General features: G+C 71.6%; 16 protein-coding genes. 12 read left to right on the top strand and 4 right to left on the bottom strand.

All coding sequences use genetic code 11. The features are described 5' to 3' along the window. Window positions 1-22 precede the first annotated feature (22 nt). Window positions 23-1,999, top strand: a complete 1,977-nt coding sequence (locus ACZ6K0_RS29515) for an ATP-dependent DNA helicase (RefSeq protein WP_469232760.1) — start codon at window positions 23-25, stop codon at window positions 1,997-1,999. Between the two features lie 86 nt (window positions 2,000-2,085). Here ACZ6K0_RS29515 and lexA read toward each other — a convergent pair whose 3' ends face one another. Further along, complete coding sequence (lexA, locus tag ACZ6K0_RS29510) at window positions 2,086-2,874, bottom strand: transcriptional repressor LexA (protein ID WP_376401234.1); 789 nt, start codon at window positions 2,872-2,874, stop codon at window positions 2,086-2,088. 450 nt (window positions 2,875-3,324) lie between these two features. Between lexA and nrdR the strand changes: the two genes are divergently transcribed. Beyond that, window positions 3,325-3,834 (top strand): transcriptional regulator NrdR, encoded by a 510-nt coding sequence (nrdR, locus tag ACZ6K0_RS29505; protein WP_055640973.1) that lies wholly within the window; start codon window positions 3,325-3,327, stop codon window positions 3,832-3,834. 173 nt (window positions 3,835-4,007) lie between these two features. Then, complete coding sequence (locus tag ACZ6K0_RS29500) at window positions 4,008-6,914, top strand: vitamin B12-dependent ribonucleotide reductase (RefSeq protein WP_469232763.1); 2,907 nt, start codon at window positions 4,008-4,010, stop codon at window positions 6,912-6,914. Window positions 6,915-7,053: 139 nt separating this feature from the next. Here ACZ6K0_RS29500 and ACZ6K0_RS29495 read toward each other — a convergent pair whose 3' ends face one another. Then, window positions 7,054-7,584, bottom strand: coding sequence for a TerD family protein (locus tag ACZ6K0_RS29495; RefSeq protein ID WP_376401228.1), 531 nt, complete (start codon window positions 7,582-7,584; stop codon window positions 7,054-7,056). A 244-nt stretch (window positions 7,585-7,828) separates the two neighbouring features. Here ACZ6K0_RS29495 and ACZ6K0_RS29490 point away from each other — a divergent pair, with 244 nt between their 5' ends. From ACZ6K0_RS29490 to ACZ6K0_RS29475, 4 genes are all read left to right on the top strand, one after another. Further along, complete coding sequence (locus ACZ6K0_RS29490; protein WP_469232764.1) at window positions 7,829-8,563, top strand: arylamine N-acetyltransferase family protein; 735 nt, start codon at window positions 7,829-7,831, stop codon at window positions 8,561-8,563. A 42-nt stretch (window positions 8,564-8,605) separates the two neighbouring features. Continuing rightward, window positions 8,606-9,211 (top strand): YdbC family protein, encoded by a 606-nt coding sequence (locus tag ACZ6K0_RS29485; protein ID WP_376401222.1) that lies wholly within the window; start codon window positions 8,606-8,608, stop codon window positions 9,209-9,211. Between the two features lie 84 nt (window positions 9,212-9,295). Continuing rightward, window positions 9,296-9,955, top strand: a complete 660-nt coding sequence (locus ACZ6K0_RS29480; protein ID WP_329620810.1) for a histidine phosphatase family protein — start codon at window positions 9,296-9,298, stop codon at window positions 9,953-9,955. Window positions 9,956-9,967: 12 nt separating this feature from the next. Further along, on the top strand, window positions 9,968-10,879 hold the full coding sequence (locus ACZ6K0_RS29475) for an ADP-ribosylglycohydrolase family protein (RefSeq protein ID WP_376401218.1): 912 nt from the start codon (window positions 9,968-9,970) through the stop codon (window positions 10,877-10,879). A 133-nt stretch (window positions 10,880-11,012) separates the two neighbouring features. Here the strand turns inward: ACZ6K0_RS29475 and ACZ6K0_RS29470 are convergent, their stop codons facing one another. Continuing rightward, a complete protein-coding gene (locus tag ACZ6K0_RS29470) occupies window positions 11,013-12,566 on the bottom strand; it encodes an MFS transporter (protein ID WP_469232767.1) in 1,554 nt (517 codons plus the stop codon). A 168-nt stretch (window positions 12,567-12,734) separates the two neighbouring features. Between ACZ6K0_RS29470 and ACZ6K0_RS29465 the strand changes: the two genes are divergently transcribed. From ACZ6K0_RS29465 to ACZ6K0_RS29455, 3 genes are all read left to right on the top strand, one after another. After that, on the top strand, window positions 12,735-13,361 hold the full coding sequence (locus ACZ6K0_RS29465) for a TetR/AcrR family transcriptional regulator (RefSeq protein WP_376401212.1): 627 nt from the start codon (window positions 12,735-12,737) through the stop codon (window positions 13,359-13,361). A gap of 107 nt (window positions 13,362-13,468) precedes the next feature. Then, entirely contained in the window at window positions 13,469-14,179 is a 711-nt protein-coding gene (locus ACZ6K0_RS29460; RefSeq protein WP_469232770.1) for a ribonuclease HII, read from the top strand. A 106-nt stretch (window positions 14,180-14,285) separates the two neighbouring features. Further along, window positions 14,286-14,918 carry a hypothetical protein gene (locus ACZ6K0_RS29455; RefSeq protein ID WP_469232771.1) on the top strand — a complete coding sequence of 211 codons (633 nt, stop codon included), beginning with the start codon at window positions 14,286-14,288 and terminating at the stop codon, window positions 14,916-14,918. A gap of 273 nt (window positions 14,919-15,191) precedes the next feature. Here the strand turns inward: ACZ6K0_RS29455 and ACZ6K0_RS29450 are convergent, their stop codons facing one another. Continuing rightward, a complete protein-coding gene (locus tag ACZ6K0_RS29450; protein WP_376401203.1) occupies window positions 15,192-15,821 on the bottom strand; it encodes a hypothetical protein in 630 nt (209 codons plus the stop codon). A gap of 398 nt (window positions 15,822-16,219) precedes the next feature. On the opposite strand from ACZ6K0_RS29450, the gene ACZ6K0_RS29445 reads away from it, so the two are divergent. Together ACZ6K0_RS29445 and ACZ6K0_RS29440 are read left to right on the top strand one after the other, a co-directional pair. After that, entirely contained in the window at window positions 16,220-18,379 is a 2,160-nt protein-coding gene (locus ACZ6K0_RS29445; RefSeq protein ID WP_469232774.1) for a RecQ family ATP-dependent DNA helicase, read from the top strand. Between the two features lie 162 nt (window positions 18,380-18,541). Continuing rightward, window positions 18,542-19,915 (top strand): DUF4192 domain-containing protein, encoded by a 1,374-nt coding sequence (locus ACZ6K0_RS29440; protein ID WP_376401197.1) that lies wholly within the window; start codon window positions 18,542-18,544, stop codon window positions 19,913-19,915. Window positions 19,916-19,982 lie beyond the last annotated feature (67 nt).

Here is a 19,982-nt window from a genome sequence, read left to right as displayed (position 1 = left end):
CGCCCCGTAGGCTGGAAGCGCTATGACGAAGCCATCCCTCCCCGATCTCCTCCACGCCGCCGTCTCCGCCGTCGGCGGCACGGAGCGCCCCGGCCAGGTCGCCATGGCCGAGGCCGTGGCCGAGGCCATCGACGACAATTCCCACCTCCTCGTCCAGGCCGGAACCGGCACGGGCAAGTCGCTCGGCTATCTCGTGCCGGCGCTGGCCCAGGGGGAGCGGGTCGTGGTCGCCACCGCCACCCTGGCGCTCCAGCGCCAGCTCGTCGAGCGCGACCTCCCCCGGACGGTCGACGCGCTGCATCCGCAGCTGCGCCGCCGCCCGCAGTTCGCCATGCTCAAGGGCCGGTCGAACTACCTCTGCCTGCACCGGCTCCACGAGGGCGTCCCGCAGGACGAGGAGGACGGCCTCTTCGACCCCTTCGAGGCGGCCGCGCCCTCCAGCAAGCTGGGCCAGGACCTGCTGCGGCTGCGCGACTGGTCCGACGAGACGGAGACCGGCGACCGGGACGACCTGACCCCCGGCGTCTCCGACAAGGCCTGGGCCCAGGTCTCGGTCTCCTCCCGGGAGTGCCTGGGCGCGAGCAAGTGCGCGTACGGGGCGGAGTGCTTCGCCGAGGCGGCCCGCGAGCGCGCCAAGCTCGCCGACGTCGTCGTCACCAACCACGCGCTGCTCGCCATCGACGCGATCGAGGGCGCCCCCGTGCTCCCGCAGCACGAGGTGCTGATCGTCGACGAGGCCCACGAGCTGGTCAACCGGGTCACGGGCGTCGCCACCGGCGAGCTCACGCCCGGCCAGGTCAACCGCGCCGTGCGCCGGTCTGCGAAGCTGGTCGACGAGAAGGTCGCCGACCAGCTGCAGACCGCCGCCGAGGGCTTCGAGCGGGTCATGGAGCTCGCCCTGCCGGGCCGCCTGGAGACGGTCCCCGAGGACCTGGCGTACGCGCTGATGGCGCTGCGCGACGCGGCCCGCGCCGTGATCACGGCCCTGGGCTCCACCCGGGACCGTTCCGTGCAGGACGAGGACGCCGTCCGCAAGCAGGCCATGGCTTCGGTGGAGACCGTCCATGGTGTCGCGGAGCGGATCACTCAGGGCTCGGAGTGGGACGTCGTCTGGTACGAGCGGCACGACCGCTTCGGTGCCTCGCTGCGGGTCGCGCCGCTGAGCGTCTCGGGCCTGCTGCGGGAGAAGCTCTTCACGGAGCGGTCCGTGGTGCTGGCCTCGGCCACGCTCAAGCTCGGCGGCGACTTCAACGGGGTCGGGGCCTCGCTCGGCCTCGCGCCCGAGGGCACCACGGGGGACGACCTGCCGGTCTGGAAGGGCCTCGACGTCGGCTCCCCGTTCGACTACCCGAAGCAGGGGATCCTGTACGTCGCCAAGCACCTGTCCCGCCCCGCGCGGGACGGCGAGCGGGGCGACATGCTCGACGAGCTCGCCGAGCTGATGGAGGCGGCCGGCGGCCGCACGCTGGGCCTCTTCTCCTCGATGCGGGCGGCTCAGCAGGCGGCGGAGGAGCTGCGGAGCCGGAACCCGGAGCTGCCGATCCTGCTCCAGGGCGAGGACACCCTCGGTGAGCTGATCAAGAACTTCGCCGCGGATCCGAAGACCTGCCTCTTCGGCACGCTCTCGCTCTGGCAGGGCGTGGACGTTCCGGGCGCCAGCTGCCAGCTGGTGGTCATGGACAAGATCCCGTTCCCACGGCCGGACGACCCGCTGATGAGCGCGCGCCAGAAGGCGGTCGAAGAGGCCGGTGGCAACGGCTTCATGGCCGTCGCGGCCACGCACGCGGCCCTGCTGATGGCTCAGGGCGCCGGCCGGCTCGTGCGGGCGACGGGCGACCGGGGTGTCGTCGCGGTGCTCGACCCCCGGCTGGCCACGGCGCGGTACGGCAGCTATCTCAAGGCCTCGCTGCCCGACTTCTGGTACACCACGGACCGCAATCAGGTACGGAAGTCCCTGGCGTCGATCGACGCGGCGTCGAAGGCGGCCGCGAGCGACTGATCGCCCTGCCGCGTGTCTCGGCACACGGCAGGGCCCCGGGACCGGCGCAGTGGGTCCCGGGGCCCGGTCAGAGCCGGCGAGGTGTGTCAGACCCGCCGGAGCACCGCCACGACCTTGCCGAGGATGGTGGCCTCGTCGCCGGGGATGGGCTGGTACGCCGCGTTGTGCGGGAGGAGCCAGACGTGGCCGTCCTCGCGCTTGAAGCGCTTGACCGTGGCCTCGCCGTCGAGCATGGCGGCGACGATGTCGCCGTTCTCCGCGACGGGCTGGCGGCGGACGGTGACCCAGTCGCCGTCACAGATGGCGGCCTCGATCATCGAGTCGCCGACGACCTTCAGGACGAACAGCTCGCCGTCGCCGACCAACTGCCGGGGGAGCGGGAAGACGTCCTCGACGGACTCCTCGGCCAGGATGGGGCCACCGGCCGCGATCCGGCCGACCAGAGGGACGTACGACGCGGCGGGCTTGCCCGTGGTGTCCGTCGGCTGCGTGCTCGGCTGGTCCGAGCCGCGCACCTCGTACGCCCGGGGGCGGTGCGGGTCACGGCGGAGGAAGCCCTTGCGCTCCAGCGCCATGAGCTGGTGAGCCACCGACGACGTGCTGGACAGTCCCACGGCCTGGCCGATCTCGCGCATCGACGGCGGGTAGCCGCGCCGCTGGACCGAGTCGCGGATGACCTCGATGACACGGCGCTGCCGGTCGGTGAGGCCCGAGCTGTCGGCCCTGATGCCTGGAGGTCGCCCGGGAAGGGCGCGGGCGGGTCGCCCGGGCTCCTCGCCGTTCATGGCTGAGTCATTCATGGCATGCACCGGCTCGAGTCGGCCCTGGGAGCGGTCCTGGGCGGTGATGGTGGCACTGTCTGCGGTGGTGGTCACGTCGTCGGCCCCTCTCGAATTTGTCTCCCTGGCTGGCACAACGGTAGTGGCTTTCGAAAGGTTGCGCCAAACACACGTTCGAGTGAAAATTCGCAGATTGCCTTACGCGTGTACGTGTGGGGGTGTATGAGTACCGTCACTCCGCAGCACCCCCCGAACCCAATTCGGTCATTACGGTAGCCTTCGCCGCTGGGTCGCGGACATCCGGTGTGCCTGCCCAGTGTCGCACCCGGGAACGCGGAACCGCGGGAGCCCGCGGTCCGCGACACGCGGAGGCGGTCGAATCGCCCCTAACCCAAGATCTAGTGGTTGTATGGCATCGGCCACCCAGGGGTAGTGGTCCCCGGTCTGCCGGGGCCGCTCGCATCACCTATGCTGGAGGTCGCTTCGCAGGGCCTTGACGGGCCTGGCGAAGCTCATCAGTCGTGCCGTGAGGGAGGGTCGGAAGCCATGCACTGCCCCTTCTGCAGGCACCCCGACAGCCGTGTCGTCGACAGTCGCACCACCGACGACGGGACGTCGATCCGACGCCGTCGCCAGTGCCCCGACTGCTCCCGCCGCTTCACCACGGTGGAGACGTGCTCGCTCATGGTCGTGAAGCGGTCCGGTGTCACCGAACCCTTCAGTCGCACCAAGGTCATCTCCGGCGTGCGCAAGGCGTGTCAGGGACGACCGGTCACCGAGGACGCCCTCGCCAAGCTCGGCCAGCGGGTCGAGGAGGCGGTGCGCGCCACCGGGAGCGCCGAGCTGACCACCCATGACGTGGGTCTGGCCATCCTCGGCCCGTTGCAGGAGCTCGACCTCGTCGCGTACCTGCGCTTCGCGTCCGTGTACAAGGCCTTCGACAGCCTCGAAGACTTCGAGACCGCCATCGTGGAACTCCGCGAGCGGTCTCCCGCTGAGAACTGTGGGACCGGCGCGACCCCCGAGGTCCCCGTTCCCGCCACCGCCGCCGACTGATCGGCGGTCCGGGCCGACCACGGCCCGGCGATCGGCCGCCGAGCGGCCCGACAGACGTGCCCCGGGTGACCTGTTCTGGTCCTCGTGGCAGCAGTACCGAAAGACGTACAGAAGACGGTGCCCTGGGACTTTCTGGGTGCCAAAGTGTGTTTTGCCCGTATATGGGAGGCGGCATGACAGAGACGGCGAGCGGCCCGGCACGTGGTTCCCGCGCTAAGGGAGCCAAGTCGGCGAGCAAGGGCCTGCGTATCGAGCGCATCCACACCACCCCTGGCGTGCATCCGTACGACGAGGTGACCTGGGAGCGTCGTGACGTCGTCATGACCAACTGGCGCGACGGCTCGATCAACTTCGAGCAGCGTGGCGTCGAGTTCCCCGACTTCTGGTCGGTGAACGCGGTCAACATCGTCACCAGCAAGTACTTCCGGGGGGCCGTCGGCACCCCGCAGCGCGAGACCGGTCTCAAGCAGCTCATCGACCGGATCGTGAAGACGTACACGAAGGCCGGCGAGGACTACGGCTACTTCGTTTCGCCGGCCGACGCCGAGATCTTCGAGCACGAGCTGGCCTACGCCCTCCTGCACCAGATCTTCAGCTTCAACTCGCCGGTCTGGTTCAACGTCGGCACCCCGCAGCCCCAGCAGGTCTCCGCCTGCTTCATCCTGTCCGTCGACGACTCCATGGAGTCCATCCTCGACTGGTACAAGGAAGAGGGCATGATCTTCAAGGGCGGCTCCGGCGCCGGCCTGAACCTCTCCCGCATCCGCTCCTCCAAGGAGCTGCTCTCCTCCGGCGGCAACGCCTCCGGCCCGGTCTCCTTCATGCGCGGCGCCGACGCCTCCGCGGGAACGATCAAGTCGGGCGGTGCGACCCGTCGCGCGGCCAAGATGGTCATCCTCGACGTCGACCACCCGGACATCGAGAACTTCATCGAGACCAAGGTCAAGGAGGAGGAGAAGATCCGCGCCCTCCGTGACGCGGGCTTCGACATGGACCTGGGCGGCGACGACATCACGTCCGTCCAGTACCAGAACGCCAACAACTCCGTCCGCGTGAACGACACGTTCATGAAGGCCGTCGAGTCCGGTGGCAAGTTCGGTCTCACCTCCCGCATGACGGGTGAGGTCATCGAGGAGGTCGACGCCAAGTCGCTCTTCCGCAAGATGGCCGAGGCCGCCTGGGCCTGCGCCGACCCGGGCATCCAGTACGACGACACGATCAACCACTGGCACACCTGCCCCGAGTCCGGCCGCATCAACGGCTCGAACCCGTGCAGCGAGTACATGCACCTGGACAACACGTCCTGCAACCTCGCCTCGCTGAACCTCATGAAGTTCCTCAAGGACGACGGCAAGGGCCACCAGTCCTTCGACGTCGAGCGCTTCGCCAAGGTCGTCGAGCTCGTCATCACCGCGATGGACATCTCCATCTGCTTCGCCGACTTCCCCACGGAGAAGATCGGCGAGAACACCCGCGCCTTCCGCCAGCTCGGCATCGGCTACGCCAACCTCGGCGCCCTGCTGATGGCGACCGGCCACGCGTACGACTCCGACGGCGGCCGCGCCCTCGCCGGTGCCATCTCCTCCCTGATGACCGGCACCTCGTACAAGCGCTCCGCCGAGCTCGCCGCGGTCGTCGGCGCGTACGACGGCTACGCCCGCAACGCCGAGCCGCACCAGCGCGTCATGCAGCAGCACGCCGACGAGAACACCAAGGCCGTCCGCTTCGACGACCTCGACTCGCCGATCTGGGCCGCCGCGACGGAGGCCTGGCAGGACGTCGTCCGCCTCGGTGCCAAGAACGGCTTCCGCAACGCGCAGGCCTCGGTCATCGCCCCGACCGGCACCATCGGTCTCGCGATGTCCTGCGACACCACCGGCCTCGAGCCCGACCTCGCCCTGGTCAAGTTCAAGAAGCTCGTCGGCGGCGGCTCGATGCAGATCGTCAACGGCACCGTCCCGCAGGCCCTGCGCCGCCTGGGCTACCAGGAGGAGCAGATCGAGGCGATCGTCGCCCACATCGCCGAGCACGGCAATGTGATCGACGCCCCCGGCCTGAAGACCGAGCACTACGAGGTCTTCGACTGCGCCATGGGCGAGCGTTCCATCTCCGCGATGGGCCACGTCCGCATGATGGCCGCCATCCAGCCGTGGATCTCGGGCGCCCTCTCCAAGACCGTGAACCTGCCGGAGACGGCGACGGTCGAGGACGTCGAGGAGGTCTACTTCGAGGCCTGGAAGATGGGCGTCAAGGCGCTCGCGATCTACCGCGACAACTGCAAGGTCGGCCAGCCCCTCTCCGCCAAGAAGAAGGAGAAGGAGGAGGAGAAGGTCGAGGTCACCGCGAAGTCCGAGGCGACGATCCGCGAGGCCGTCGAGAAGGTCGTCGAGTACCGCCCGGTCCGCAAGCGTCTGCCCAAGGGCCGCCCGGGGATCACCACCTCCTTCACCGTGGGTGGCGCCGAGGGTTACATGACCGCCAACTCCTACCCGGACGACGGTCTCGGCGAGGTCTTCCTGAAGATGTCCAAGCAGGGTTCGACCCTCGCCGGCATGATGGACGCCTTCTCCATCGCCGTCTCCGTCGGTCTGCAGTACGGCGTTCCGCTGGAGACCTACGTCTCGAAGTTCACCAACATGCGCTTCGAGCCGGCCGGCATGACGGACGACCCGGACGTGCGGATGGCGCAGTCGATCGTCGACTACATCTTCCGCCGCCTGGCGCTCGACTTCCTGCCCTTCGAGACCCGCTCCGCCCTCGGCATCCACTCCGCCGAGGAGCGTCAGCGCCACCTCGACACCGGCTCGTACGAGCAGGCCGAGGAGGACGAGGTCGACGTCGAGGCGCTGGCCCAGTCCGCGCCCCGCGCCCAGGAACTGAAGGCCGTCACGGCCCCGGTCCCGGCCCCGCAGGCCGAGGTCCCGGCGCCGAAGCAGGCGCACACCTCGGCGGAGCTCGTCGAGATGCAGCTCGGCATCAGCGCCGACGCCCCGCTCTGCTTCTCCTGCGGTACGAAGATGCAGCGCGCCGGCTCCTGCTACATCTGCGAGGGCTGCGGCTCCACCAGCGGCTGCAGCTGACACGAGCGCAAGCGCGTCCGGCGCGGCGGTGAGCAGCTGCCGCCCGGGGCGCTGAGCCGCACGTGAGAGAGGGTGTCGACCATCGGTCGGCACCCTCTTTCGCGCGCCCACCGGACCACTTTCGCGCGCCCGTCGGACCTCAGACCGGCGTGGAACCGAGGACGGTGGCGAAGGCTCGGGGGTCGGCGTCGAAGCCGCGGCTGAGGGAGCGGTACGACCAGCCGTCCGCGCCGTCCCGGGTGAACTCCACGACCGTCGCCGACAGGGCGCCCGGCACGTCCGCGAAGTCGTGCGCCAGAAGGTCGGTGTACCCCTCGCGGACCCGTATGCCGGTGTTCTCTATGTCGCCGAAGGTGAGCCTGCCGCCGCCCTGCTGCACGGTCACGCCCACCACCACGCGCGCGTACCGGGGCGCGAGCCGGTCGAGCTCCAGCGTCATCGCCTCGTCGTAGCCGAAGCCCTGGCCCGTACGGCTGTCACGGTGGAGCGTGATCGTGCCGTCGGGGGAGCGGCTGCCGAAGTGCACCAGGTAGGCCGGGGCACCGTGCGGCTCGTCGGCCGTGAAGACGCCGGCGACGAGATCCAGGTCGTGGGCCGGCGCGCCGCTCGGGGCCGGGTCCCACTTGAGCGTCACCTCGACCCTCGCCACGCCCTTGCTGAGTCCGCTCACGGTGCTTCCCCTCTCCCCGCACGCCCCCGCGTACGTCTCGCCTCGACCGTCGTCCCGCCTCCGCGTCAAAAGCCCGTGGTTGCGGGGTGATTGCTCATGGTGTCATGGGGCTACGACAGTGGACCCGACGGTTGAGGGGGAGAGCGGTTTGTGGAGTGGTGACGAGCTGGATCTCGACGCATATCTGGCTCGAATCGGCTACGACATCGGCCGGGACGGGGAACTCTCCACGGATCTCCGGACGTTGACCGCTGTACACCGGGCGCACGTCCGGTCCATTCCGTTCGAGAACCTCGACGTGGCCCTCGGCCGGCAGGTCCCCCTGGACCTGGAGAGCCTCCAGGCCAAGCTCGTCCGCCGCCGCCGGGGCGGCTACTGCTACGAACAGAACTCGCTCCTCGCGGCGGCCCTGGAGCGGATCGGCTTCCGGGTGGCCGGGCGCGGCGCCCGCAACCGCACGCGGGGTGCGGCGCTGCTGCCCGTCACCCACGCCCTGCTGGTCGTCGAGGCGGAGGGCGAACAGTGGCTCGCCGACGCGGGGTTCGGATGGCAGGGGCCCCTGGAGCCCGTTCCCCTGCGGGACGGCGCGCGCGTGGAGCAGGGCGGCTGGATCTTCGGGATCGGGGCCGAGGACGAGGGCATCCACGTACTGCGCTCCCTGTGCCCGCAGGGTTGGACCGATCTGTACGCGTTCGCTCCGCAGACCCTGTACCCGGGCGACTTCACCGTCATGAACCACTTCAGCTCCAGCCATCCGGAGTCGCGTTTCCTCGGCCAGGTCGTGGCGCAGCGGCCCGGGGCCGAGGTGCGCAGGGCGCTGGTCCGCGAGACGCTGACGACCGTGCGGACGGACGGCGTCGCCGAGGAACGGATCTTGGCCGTCGGCGAGTTGGCGGCGACGCTGGCGGACGACTTCGGGATCGAGGTCGACGACGAGGAGCGCGCGGGTCTGGAGCGGTTGCACCCGGTGGGTGTCTGACGCGCACTGCCGGGGCGCTCCTCGGGCCCGTACGATGGCGCGGTGCTGGTCAAGTGGATTCGCTGCACCGTCGTGGACCGTCGTGGGTTCGAGCGGGGACAGCGGAAATGGGCGGGGCTGCTCGGTGAGCCGGGATTCCGGGGCCAGGGCGGCGGGTGGAGCCGGGCTCGGCCGGACGTCGCCCATGTCTTCGCGTTCTGGGAGAGCCGGGCGTTCTACGACTCGTTCATGGCGCGGTCGCACGACCGTCTGGCGGCCTCGCAGGTGGGCTCGTACAAGGACATCCAGGTCAAGCTGTTCGACCACCGCTTCGATGTGAAGACGGGGTTCGAGCCGAAGTTCGGCGACGCCGACGTGGCGCGGGTGGCGCACTGCCGTGTCCACGAGGACCGTGCCGAGCACTTCGCGCTCATGCAGGAGAAGGTGTGGAACCCGGCGATGGCCGGGTCCCCCGGCATGCTGCGGGGCCTGTTCGGCGAGGCGCCGGGCAACGAGTTCATGGTGCTGTCGATGTGGCGGTCCGCCGCGGAGCACGGCAAGTACCGGGTGGAGCGCGTCGAGCGGCTCGGTCTGCGCGCGAAGACCGATGCCGACGTGGCGGCGCTGAGCGGCGACGTCGTGCAGCTCGAAGCGGCCTGGACGGTCTGACCGTCCGAGGGCCTTCTACCCCGGATGGGCTCCGAGTGCCCCCTCGGCCGAGCCTGTCCGGGGGAGTCGATCTAGGGTCGGGGTATGGCACGACCGCGGCGCATCGTTCTCGTACGGCACGGAGAGTCCGAGGGCAATGCCGATGACACGGTGTACGAACGCGAGCCCGATCACGCGCTCCGGCTCACCGAGACCGGGTGGCGGCAGGCGGAGGAGACGGGGGAGGGGCTGCGGGAGCTGTTCGGGGACGAACAGGTCAGCGTCTACGTGTCGCCGTACCGCCGCACCCATGAGACCCTCCGGGCCTTCAGGCTGCCCCGGGAGCAGATGAGGGTGCGGGAGGAGCCGCGGCTGCGGGAGCAGGACTGGGGCAACTGGCAGGAGCGGGAGGACGTGCGCCTGCAGAAGGCGTACCGGGACGCGTACGGGCACTTCTTCTACCGCTTCGCCCAGGGCGAGTCCGGGGCGGACGTCTACGACCGGGTCGGGGCCTTCCTGGAGAGCCTCTACCGCAGCTTCGAGGCCCCCGACCATCCGCCGAACGTCCTTCTCGTCACCCATGGACTGACCATGCGGCTGTTCTGCATGCGCTGGTTCCACTGGACGGTCGCGGACTTCGAGTCGCTGTCGAACCCCGGGAACGCCGAGACCCGCACGCTCCTGCTGGGCGAGGACGGGAGGTACCGGCTGGACAGGCCGTTCGCACGCTGGCGCACCCCGGAACCGTACGGGCACACCGGATAGAGTGGCTGAGCGATGACCGCTGACTCCTCACTCGACCGGCGCTTCGACCGCGCCCTGGCCAGCCTGCGCGGGCTGTCCGTGGGAGACGCCCTGGGCTCCCAGTTCTTCGTACCCGCCCACTACCCCCTGCTGAAGCGGCGCGAGCTGCCGCCCGGCCCCTGGCAGTGGACCGACGACACCGAGATGGCCTGCTCCGTCCTCGCCGTCCTCGTCGGCCACGACCGCATCGACCAGGACGCCCTCGCCCTGTCCTTCGCGCACCACCATGACTTCGACCGGGGCTACGGCCCGGCGGTCAACCGGATGCTCCGGCTCGTCAGGGAGGGCGCGGACTGGCGGGAGCTGTCCGCCGCGCTCTTCAACGGGCAGGGGTCCTGGGGCAACGGCGCCGCGATGCGGATCGCCCCGCTCGGTGCCTGGTACGCGGACGATCCGGAGCAGGCGACGCACCAGGCCGAGATCTCCGCGTACACGACGCACCAGCACCGTGAGGCCGTGGTGGGCGCGATGGCCGTGGCGGCCGCCGCCGCCCTCGCCGCCGATCCGGCCGGACCGCCCACGCCCGAGGCGCTGCTCGACGGGGTCGTCGCCCTGGTGCCGCGCAGCGCGGTGGGGGCGGGCCTGCGCCGGGCGCGCGACATGCTCGACTACGGGGACGCGGGCACGGTCGCCGCGGTGCTCGGCAGCGGCCGGCGGACCAGCGCGCACGACACGGTGCCCTTCGCCCTCTGGTCGGCGGCGCGGGCGCTGGGCGACTTCGAGCGGATGTTCTGGACGACCGCCCAGGTCGGCGGCGACGTCGACACGACCTGCGCCATCGCCGGCGGCGTCGTGGCCTCCGCGGTGCACGGGGCTCCGCCTGCCGAGTGGCTGCGGCAGACCGAGGACCTTCCGGGCTGGGTCCCGGACGGGACGGCTGCCTGAAGCGTGTGATGTCCCCCGGGCCTGTGGAGCGGCCCGGGGGACATCGGCGTACTTCAGGGGCGTACGTGCCTGTTCAGACAGCAGGCGGCGGGCGGCAGGTGGTGGGCGGCAGGTGGTGGGCAGCGGCGTGGGCTCAGGCCGCCGGGCCGGCCGCCTCCGCCCGGCCGCTGAGCGCTTCCAGGTCGCTCTTGCGGACCCGGATCACCAGGACCGCCGTGACCAGCGCGATCAGCACCATCCCGACGGCGGCGGTGAAGGCCGAGGCGATGCCCGAGGTCAGCACCTCATGGCCCCAGGGGGCGGGCAGCTCGTGCGTCTTCGCGAACTCCGCCTGCTGTTCGGGCGTCGCGTTCGCGAGGAAGTCCGGCGCCTGCTTCTCGCCCTCCTCGCGGCTCGCCGTGCCGAAGACCGTGACCAGGATGGACAGGCCGAGCGAACCGCCGACCTGCTGAGTGGCGTTGAGCAGGCCCGACGCGGCTCCCGCCTCGTGCTGGGCCACCCCGGAGACGGCCGTGAGCGTGAGCGTCACGAAGTTGAGCCCCATGCCGAAACCGAACAGGACCATGGGGCCGAGGACGGAGCCGAAGTAGGTGCTGTCCGAGCTGATGAACGTCAGCCAGAACAGGCCGATCCCGGTGAACGCCGAACCGGCCACCATGAACGGCTTGGGGCCGAGGACCGGCAGCAGTCGCTGTGCGAGCCCCGCGCCGGTGCCGATGGCGACCGTCACCGGCAGGAAGGCGAGGCCGGACTGGATCGGGCTGTACCCGAGGACGTTCTGGACCCACAGGACGATGAAGAAGAACATGCCGAACATGGCGGCCGACAGGCTGAGCATGATGACGTACGTGCCCGAGCGGTTGCGCTCGGCGAACATCCTGAGCGGGGTGATCGGCTCCTTGGCGCGCGACTCCACGAGGCCGAAGGCCACGAGCAGGACCACCGCCGCGACGAAGGAACCGACGGTCAGCGAGTCCTTCCAGCCCTTCTCGGACGCGCGGATGAACCCGTAGACCAGCGCCGCCATGCCGAGCGTCGAGGTCATGGCGCCGGCGATGTCGAACCGGCCCGGGTGACGCTCGGACTCCTCGATGTAGCGCGGGGCGAGGAAGGCGATCAGCAGACCGATCGGCACGTTGACGAAGAGGACCCAGCGCCAGTCGAGCCATTCGGTGAGCATGCCTCCCGCGAGCAGCCCGATCGCGCCACCGCCGGCGGACACGGCGGCGAACACGCCGAACGCGCGGTTGCGCTCGGGCCCTTCGGGGAACGTCGTGGTGATCAGCGCGAGCGAGGTCGGCGAGGCGATGGCGCCGCCGACGCCCTGGAGGGCGCGCGCCGCGAGCAGCTGCCACGGCTCCTGGGCGAAGCCGCCGAGCAGGGAGGCGAGGGTGAAGACGAGGATGCCGGCCATGAAGACCCGGCGGCGCCCCAGTATGTCTCCCGCGCGTCCGCCGAGGAGCAGCAGCCCGCCGAAGGTGAGCGTGTAGGCGCTGAGCACCCACGAGAGGTCGGTGGTCGAGAAGGACAGCGCGTCCTGGATGTGCGGCAGCGCGATGTTCACGATGGTGGCGTCGAGGACGACCATGAGCTGGCAGGCGGCGATGACGGCCAGGGCGATGCCCCGCCGGCCTCCGGCGCGTGCAGGTCCGTTCTTGGTCTGTGTGTCCACCGGAGAAGTTGTCACTATGGATCCCCCACGGAAGAATTAGTGAACGCACCCGTTCACTGTTCCCCACGGTAGTGAGTCCCCCTCAGTGAACGCAACCGTTCACTGAGCACTGCCGCCGCCTCGATTCGTCCCCGCCCCACCCCTGGCCCCGCCCCGATCGACTTGCTCAACGGAGAGATCCTGATGGTTACTTCGCGCTCCACGGCCGCCGCCCGGCCGGAGGGGGCATCCCCGCGACGCCGCGGCCCCGTACTGGAACGGGCCATTCTGGAGGCCACGCTCGAACAGCTGGGCAGCGTCGGCTGGAACGGTCTGACGATGGAGGGTGTCGCGGTCGGCGCGCAGACGGGCAAAGCTGCGGTGTACCGGCGCTGGCCGTCGAAGGAAGATCTCGTCGCGGACGCCCTCCAGGCCGGACTGCCGACGCTCGACGAGGCTCCGGACCGGGGGAGTGTCCGTGAGGACCTGTACGCGCTGTGCCTCCGGGTGCGGGACGTGATGTTCTCCAAGCCCGGCCACGCCCTTCGTGCGGTCCTTCACGAATGCGACGCGGAATCCGCGGGGAGGTTCCATGATCTGATCGTCGCGGGGGTGACCGAACCCTCGACGCGGCTCTTCAAGGACGTGCTGCGGCGGGGAATCGAGCGCGGTGACGTGCGGGCCGACGCGATCGACGACCTGGTGCTCGACGTGGTTCCCGCGATGATGATGTACCGCTCCAAGGTGTGCGGGAGCGAATGGACCGACCGCGAGATCGCCGACATGATCGACCGGGTGATGGTGCCGCTGCTCCGGGTCGGGGCGGTCTGAGGCCGGGCCGGAGTCGGGCCGGAGTCGGGCCGACGTCGGCTTGATGGCGGTCCGAGGGGGATCCGGGTATCGCGGGCGGCGCCGGGCGGCGTAACCTGGCTGGCGCCATGCCGTACGAACCTCCCACCCACACTGTCGAGCGATCGCTCCGAGCGACCACCGGCGCCAGGATCGTCGCCGGAGTCGACGAGGTCGGGCGCGGGGCGTGGGCCGGTCCCGTCACGGTGTGCGCAGCCGTCACCGGACTGCGCCGGCCGCCCACCGGACTCACCGACTCCAAGCTGCTCACCCCCAAGCGCCGTACCGCGCTGGCCGCGGAGCTGGAGCAGTGGGTCACGGCGTACGCGCTCGGTGACGCCTCCCCGCAGGAGATCGACGAACTCGGCATGACCGCGGCGCTCCGGCTCGCGGCGGTCCGGGCCCTCGAAGGGCTTCCCGTCCGGCCGGACGCGGTGATCCTCGACGGCAAGCACGACTACCTCGGCAGCCCCTGGCAGGTCCGTACGGTGATCAAGGGCGACCAGTCCTGCGTCGCCGTGGCCGCCGCCTCCGTCATCGCCAAGGTCCGCCGGGACGGCGTCATGGCGGAGCTCGGGACCGAGGCCGAGGGGTGTGCGGCCTTCGGGTTCGCGGCGAACGCGGGCTACCCTTCGCCGGTCCACAAGGCCGCGCTGGAGGAGCTGGGGCCCACCCCGTACCACCGTCTCTCCTGGTCGTACCTGGACGCGTTGCCCCAGTGGCGCCACCTCAAAAAGGTCCGCCTCTCCGCGGAGGCGGCCGCGCTGGAAAGCGGGGGCCAACTCGGCTTCGACTTCTGAACTTCCGGCTGCCGAGCCCTTCTCCAGGGCCTCCCGAGCAGCCGGGGCGCACCTGTGTGCCCACCCGCCGATGCCCCGCGCAGCGGCGTTTGATAGACATCCACCCATGCCTCTCACCCCCGAGGAGCCTCAGATTCACGAGAGCGCCCAGGGTCCCCGCGCCACCGCGGCCGCCGGCCGTCCCGCGTCGACCCCCCGTCCCGTACCCGGCCCGCGTTCCGCGGCCTCCCCGCGTCCCGGACATCCGGGTCCCGGCCCGGCCAGGCCCGCGCCGCCGGCCCCGCGTCCGCACCCCGGTGCCGCGCAGTCCCCGGCCACCGGCCCGGAGAATCGTTCCGACCAGCGGTCCACTCCGCAGCTCCAGGTGATCCCGGCCTCGGCCGACGGTGCCCTGGACGCCGCCGAAGAGGCCCTGGACCTGCTCCTGGAGAGCGGCCGCGCGCCCGGCGACGTCCTGGTGCTGACCACCGGTGACCAGCACCCGTGGGCGGCGCACGAGCTGTCCTTCGGCGACACCGCCTACTGGGCGCAGCAGGACACCGGCGACGACGTGTTCTTCGCGGACGCGGCCGCCGTCGAGCGGGCCGCCGTCCGGCCCGTGGTGATCGTCGCCGTCAACGGCGGCAGCGACGAGACCGCTGCCCGTGCCCTGCCCCTGGCGATGGCCCGCGCGGGCGCGCTGCTGATCGTCTGCGGCGATCCCGAGCGCGTCGCGGCGCTCGTCGGCGCCGGCGTCTGACCGGACGTCCCGGCCGTCGAGCGGACCGCTCGCCGGCCGATCGTCTCCGGCGCTGACCGGCCGTCCCGCCTGCCTCTCCCGTTCCGCCCGTCTCTCCCGTCGGACCGCAAGCCGGGCCGGCGGGAAGGCGTTCGCTCCGGCGTCGTCTGGGCGGTCGTCAGCGGGCGGTCGTCGTCTGGGCGGGCGTCAGCGGGCGGTTGTCGTCCGGGCGGGCGTCAGCGGTCGGTCGTCGTCCGGGCGGGCGTCAGCGGTCGGTCGTCGTCCGGGCGGGCGTCAGCGGGCGGCGACCCGGCGGAGGGGTTCGGCCGCGCCGCTTGCCGTTCTCGGTGTGAGGTGGCCCAGTTCGGCCGCCTCGCTCCCGAGAGGGACCGGGTGCGAGTCGGAGCTCGGCCGACGGCCTCCCCGGCCCTCACCGAGCACCTGCCAGCCCCCTCGGGTCAGCGTGATGTACGCGCCGCAGCGGAGTCCGTGCAGCGTGCAGGCGTCCCGGAGCCCCCACATCCAGGCTCCGTCCTCCTCGGTCCAGCGCTCGTCGCCCTCGCGGCAGTACAGCAGGACCGCGGTCCGCACCGGGGCACGGCGCCGGAGGTCGTGCGGAAGGACGCGCCGCAGGTGCGCGAGGAGCGCGTTGCGGAACTCCCAGCCGTCTGCCGGCAGGGGGCGGCGGACGAACGAGGCGCTGGCGGTGAGCCGTTCCTCGTGGTCCAGGACCGCCACGACCGCCGTCGAGGGCGTGGGGGTGTGGCGCGAGTGCAGCCCGCTGACGACCTCGCGCGGATTGCCGAGCAGGGGGATTCCCGCCGCGGCCCACTCGGCCGGTTCGAGTATCCGTGAGAGGCGGCTGGCGGACTCGGACGACGACATGGTCGAGGTGGCTGTGGACGGAGCGAATCCGAGGGTCACGGTCCTCCCTTCGGATACGCGCCCGCGCTGCGGGCAAAGTCGGGTGAGGGCGCACCACGGCACGGTCCTTCAGGGCCGCTGACGGGCCGTGCGGGGCGGTTTCCCAATTCTTGCTTGGCCCGTGCGTGAGCGGCAATGAGCAATTGAGGTCACTGACGGGTATGCGACGGTATGCCTTTCATATCCCTGCCCAGTTGCCCATTGTTCACTCCCCGTTTCCCCTCCTGTTTCACCTCTGGGGCGGGAGCCTCAGCGGAAACACTCGTTCCGCCTACGGCCGCCCTCGGTCGCTCGTGCGGCGGACGAGGGGGCGACCTGCGGCGAGTGAACCGTGTGTGAGTGAAGTGTCGCTCTGGGTGAGTTGGGCGATTGTCCGTGCCATCGGGTTGCATGGGGGCATGGACAACCAGGAGCTCCGCGCCGAAGCCGATGCCATCCTCGCTGAGCTCGTCGGTGCCCCCGGGGGTCCGGCGCGGCTGCGGGAAGACCAGTGGCAGGCCGTGGCGGCCCTGGTGGAGGAGCGCCGGCGGGCCCTGGTGGTGCAGCGGACCGGCTGGGGCAAGTCGGCGGTGTACTTCGTCGCCACCGCTCTGCTGCGGCGGCGCGGCTCGGGCCCCACGGTGATCATCTCGCCGCTGCTGGCCCTGATGCGCAACCAGGTCGAGTCGGCGGCGCGGGCCGGCATCCAGGCCCGCACGATCAACTCGGCCAACCCCGAGGAGTGGGACACCATCTACGACGAGGTCGAGCGCGGCGAGACCGACGTCCTCCTCGTCAGCCCGGAGCGCCTCAACTCCGTGGACTTCCGGGAGCAGGTGCTGCCCAAGCTGGCGGCCACGACGGGTCTCCTCGTGGTCGACGAGGCGCACTGCATCTCGGACTGGGGCCACGACTTCCGGCCCGACTACCGCCGGCTGCGGGCGATGCTCGCCGAGCTCGCCCCCGGAGTGCCGGTCCTGGCCACCACAGCGACCGCCAACGCGCGCGTGACCGCGGACGTGGCCGAGCAGCTGGGCACCGGGGCCGGCGAGGCCCTCGTGCTGCGCGGCACGCTGGAGCGGGAGAGCCTGCGCCTGGGCGTCGTCCGGCTCCCGGACGCCGCGCACCGGCTGGCCTGGCTCGCCGAGCACCTGGACGAGCTGCAGGGTTCGGGGATCATCTACGCCCTCACCGTGGCCGCCGCCGAGGAGGCGACCGCCTTCCTGCGCCAGCGCGGCTTCACCGTCGCCTCCTACACGGGGCGTACGGAGAACGCCGACCGGCTGCAGGCCGAGGTCGACCTGCAGGAGAACCGGGTCAAGGCGCTGGTCGCGACCTCGGCGCTCGGCATGGGCTTCGACAAGCCCGACCTGGGCTTCGTGGTGCACCTGGGGTCGCCGTCGTCCCCCATCGCCTACTACCAGCAGGTCGGCCGTGCGGGGCGCGGCGTCGAGCACGCCGACGTCCTCCTGCTGCCGGGCAAGGAGGACGAGGCCATCTGGCGCTACTTCGCCGACACCGCCTTCCCGCCCGAGGCCCTGGTCCGGCAGACCCTCTCGGCCCTCGCCGACGCGGGACGGCCGCTGTCCGTACCGGCTCTGGAGGCGGCGGTGGACCTTCGCCGGACCCGGCTGGAGACCATGCTGAAGGTCCTCGACGTGGACGGGGCCGTCAAGCGGGTGAAGGGCGGGTGGAGCTCCACCGGTCAGCAGTGGACCTACGACTCCGAGCGGTACGCGTGGGTCGCCCGGCAGCGGGCGGCCGAGCAGCAGGCCATGCGCGACTACGTGAGCACCACGGGGTGCCGGATGGAGTTCCTGCGCCGGCAGCTGGACGACGAAGGGGCCGTGCCGTGCGGCCGCTGCGACAACTGCGCGGGGCCCTGGGCGGATTCCTCCGTCTCCGCGGAGACGCTGACCGGAGCGGCGAAGGAACTGGACCGCCCGGGCGTGGAGGTCGAGCCGCGCCGGATGTGGCCGACGGGCATGCCCGCACTGGGCGTCAACCTCAAGGGGCGCATCCCCGCCGGAGAGCAGTGCGCCACCGGCCGCGCCCTGGGGCGGCTCTCGGACATCGGCTGGGGCAACCGGCTGCGCCCGCTGCTGGCCGAGAACGCACCCGACGGGCCGGTCCCCGACGACGTCCTGAAGGCCGCGGTGGCCGTCCTCGCCGACTGGGCGCGCTCGCCGGGCGGCTGGGCGCCGAACGTCCCGGACGCCTCCGCCCGGCCGGTGGGCGTCGTCGCCGTACCGTCCCTGACCCGCCCGCAGCTCGTCGGCTCCCTCGCCCAGGGGATCGCGACCATCGGCCGCCTCCCCTTCCTCGGCACCCTGACGTACGCCGGGCCGGACGGCGCGCACGCGGCACGCCGCAGCAACTCCGCCCAGCGCCTCAGGGCGCTCTCCGGTGCCTTCGCGGTCCCGGAGGACCTGGCGGGCGCGCTGGCGGGAACCCCCGGCCCCGTCCTGCTCGTGGACGACTGCACCGACTCCGGCTGGACCCTCGCGGTCGCCGCCCGCCTGCTCCGCCAGGCCGGTGCCGAACAGGTGCTCCCGCTGGTCCTCGCCGCCGCGGGCTGACCGCAGGACCCCTCACGCGCCGTCAAACGGTCACGAGCATAGGGGTTTCGGAGCCGTCGTGACGTCGGCCCTGTGGACAACTCCACGGGGCCGCGAGTGTCGCGTTCCGGTAGTTATCCACAGGGGTTTCGTGATTCGGGAGATCACGAGACCGTCGTGACCATGAACGCGAATCACCACGAATCCAGCGGACCCTCCCGTACCCAGCGGATCACCCTGCGCAGCCCGGCGGAGCTGGCCGACGCCCTGCCCTTCATGCTGGGCTTCCACCCCACCGACTCCGTCGTCCTGGTCGCCCTCCACGGCGAGCGCGGCCGCTTCGGCGGCCGGGTCAGGCTCGGCATCCCGCGCTCACCCCGAGAATGGGCGTCCACCGCCGACCACCTCGCCGAATGCCTCGTCGAGAGCGGCGACCGGAACGGCGACCGGCCGGACGGGATCGTCGTCTTCCTGTGCCAGGACCCGGAGCCCGGCGAGACCGGCAGCAGGGTCATGGAGCGGCTGCGCCCCTTCGCGCAGCGACTCCGCACCGCCTGCGGCGCCCTCGACATCCCCGTCTACGAAGCCCTCTGCATCTCCGACGGGCTCTACTTCTCCTACTGCTGTCCCAACGAACGGTGCTGCCCGCCCGGCGGCACACCCATGGGCCTCACCGGCACCTCGGTGACGGCGGCGACCGCCGCCTACGCCGGAGTGCGGGTACGCGGCACGCTGCGGGACATGGAGGCCCGGCTCAAGCCGTACGGCACGCCCGGCGACGAGACGCAGCGCGCCGCCCTCGACGCGGCCGCCGCCTCGATCGTGCCCCGGATCCTCGAAGGGCCACCTGGCCAGGGGCGGGGGGAAGTGCGCGAGGCGACGCTGCGCACCGCCCGCGAGATCCTCCGGCGGTTCGCCGACCCGGCGGCCCGCACGCAGGCCTCCGGCGGGGTCGCGGCGGCCGACGCGGCCGACGACGCCCTGATCGGGACGGAGGAGGCGGCCGCGCTCATCCTGGGCCTCCAGGACCGGGACACCCGGGACCGCGTCGCCGAATGGATGGAGGGCTGGGAGGGCACCGCCGCCCTGCGGCTCTGGCGCGTCCTGGCCCGCCGCTGCGTCATCCCCTACCAGGAGCACGCCGCCGCGCCGCTCGCCCTCGTGGGCTGGACGGCCTGGTCCACCGGCGACGAACCGACCGCCCGGGTCGCCCTGGGACTCGCCCTCGACGCCGACCCCGAATACGTCTTCGCCCGCCTCCTGCACCAGGCCTGCAACGAGGGGTTGGACCCCGAGTCACTGCGCTCCTGCCTGAGGAGCGAGCGGGACTCCCGGGCCGCGGCGGAACAGGCCGCACCCACGCCCTCCCGGCGGGTCAGGACCCGGACCGCCGCCCGTCCCCAGGGCGCCCGGCAGAGCCTCAGGAAGCCCGGACGGCAGACCGGCGGGGACCGAGGGGCACCCGCCGGGGTCCGGCCGAGCGGCCCGGCCACGGGCAGGCCGCGGAGCGGAGCCCCGCGCCAGGGCGGGCAGCGCGGCAGCAGGAGCGGTCGATGAGGACCGTGACCCGGCCGCCCGCGCGCGCGTTCACCACTCCGGCGGAGTCGGACGCACCGTACCGCCC

This window comes from Streptomyces sp. NPDC042346, from assembly GCF_055581845.1.
The sequence above is the reverse complement of the archived record's forward strand: the minus strand, read 5'-3'. Positions and strand labels throughout refer to the sequence as shown.

Coding starts and splice junctions, on each gene's coding strand:
- ACZ6K0_RS29515 (WP_469232760.1), top strand. CDS start 23: ATGACGAAGCCATCCCTCCCCGATCTCCTCCACGCCGCCGTCTCCGCC.
- nrdR (WP_055640973.1), top strand. CDS start 3,325: ATGCACTGCCCCTTCTGCAGGCACCCCGACAGCCGTGTCGTCGACAGT.
- ACZ6K0_RS29500 (WP_469232763.1), top strand. CDS start 4,008: ATGACAGAGACGGCGAGCGGCCCGGCACGTGGTTCCCGCGCTAAGGGA.
- ACZ6K0_RS29480 (WP_329620810.1), top strand. CDS start 9,296: ATGGCACGACCGCGGCGCATCGTTCTCGTACGGCACGGAGAGTCCGAG.
- ACZ6K0_RS29475 (WP_376401218.1), top strand. CDS start 9,968: ATGACCGCTGACTCCTCACTCGACCGGCGCTTCGACCGCGCCCTGGCC.
- ACZ6K0_RS29465 (WP_376401212.1), top strand. CDS start 12,735: ATGGTTACTTCGCGCTCCACGGCCGCCGCCCGGCCGGAGGGGGCATCC.
- ACZ6K0_RS29460 (WP_469232770.1), top strand. CDS start 13,469: ATGCCGTACGAACCTCCCACCCACACTGTCGAGCGATCGCTCCGAGCG.
- ACZ6K0_RS29455 (WP_469232771.1), top strand. CDS start 14,286: ATGCCTCTCACCCCCGAGGAGCCTCAGATTCACGAGAGCGCCCAGGGT.
- ACZ6K0_RS29445 (WP_469232774.1), top strand. CDS start 16,220: ATGGACAACCAGGAGCTCCGCGCCGAAGCCGATGCCATCCTCGCTGAG.
- ACZ6K0_RS29440 (WP_376401197.1), top strand. CDS start 18,542: ATGAACGCGAATCACCACGAATCCAGCGGACCCTCCCGTACCCAGCGG.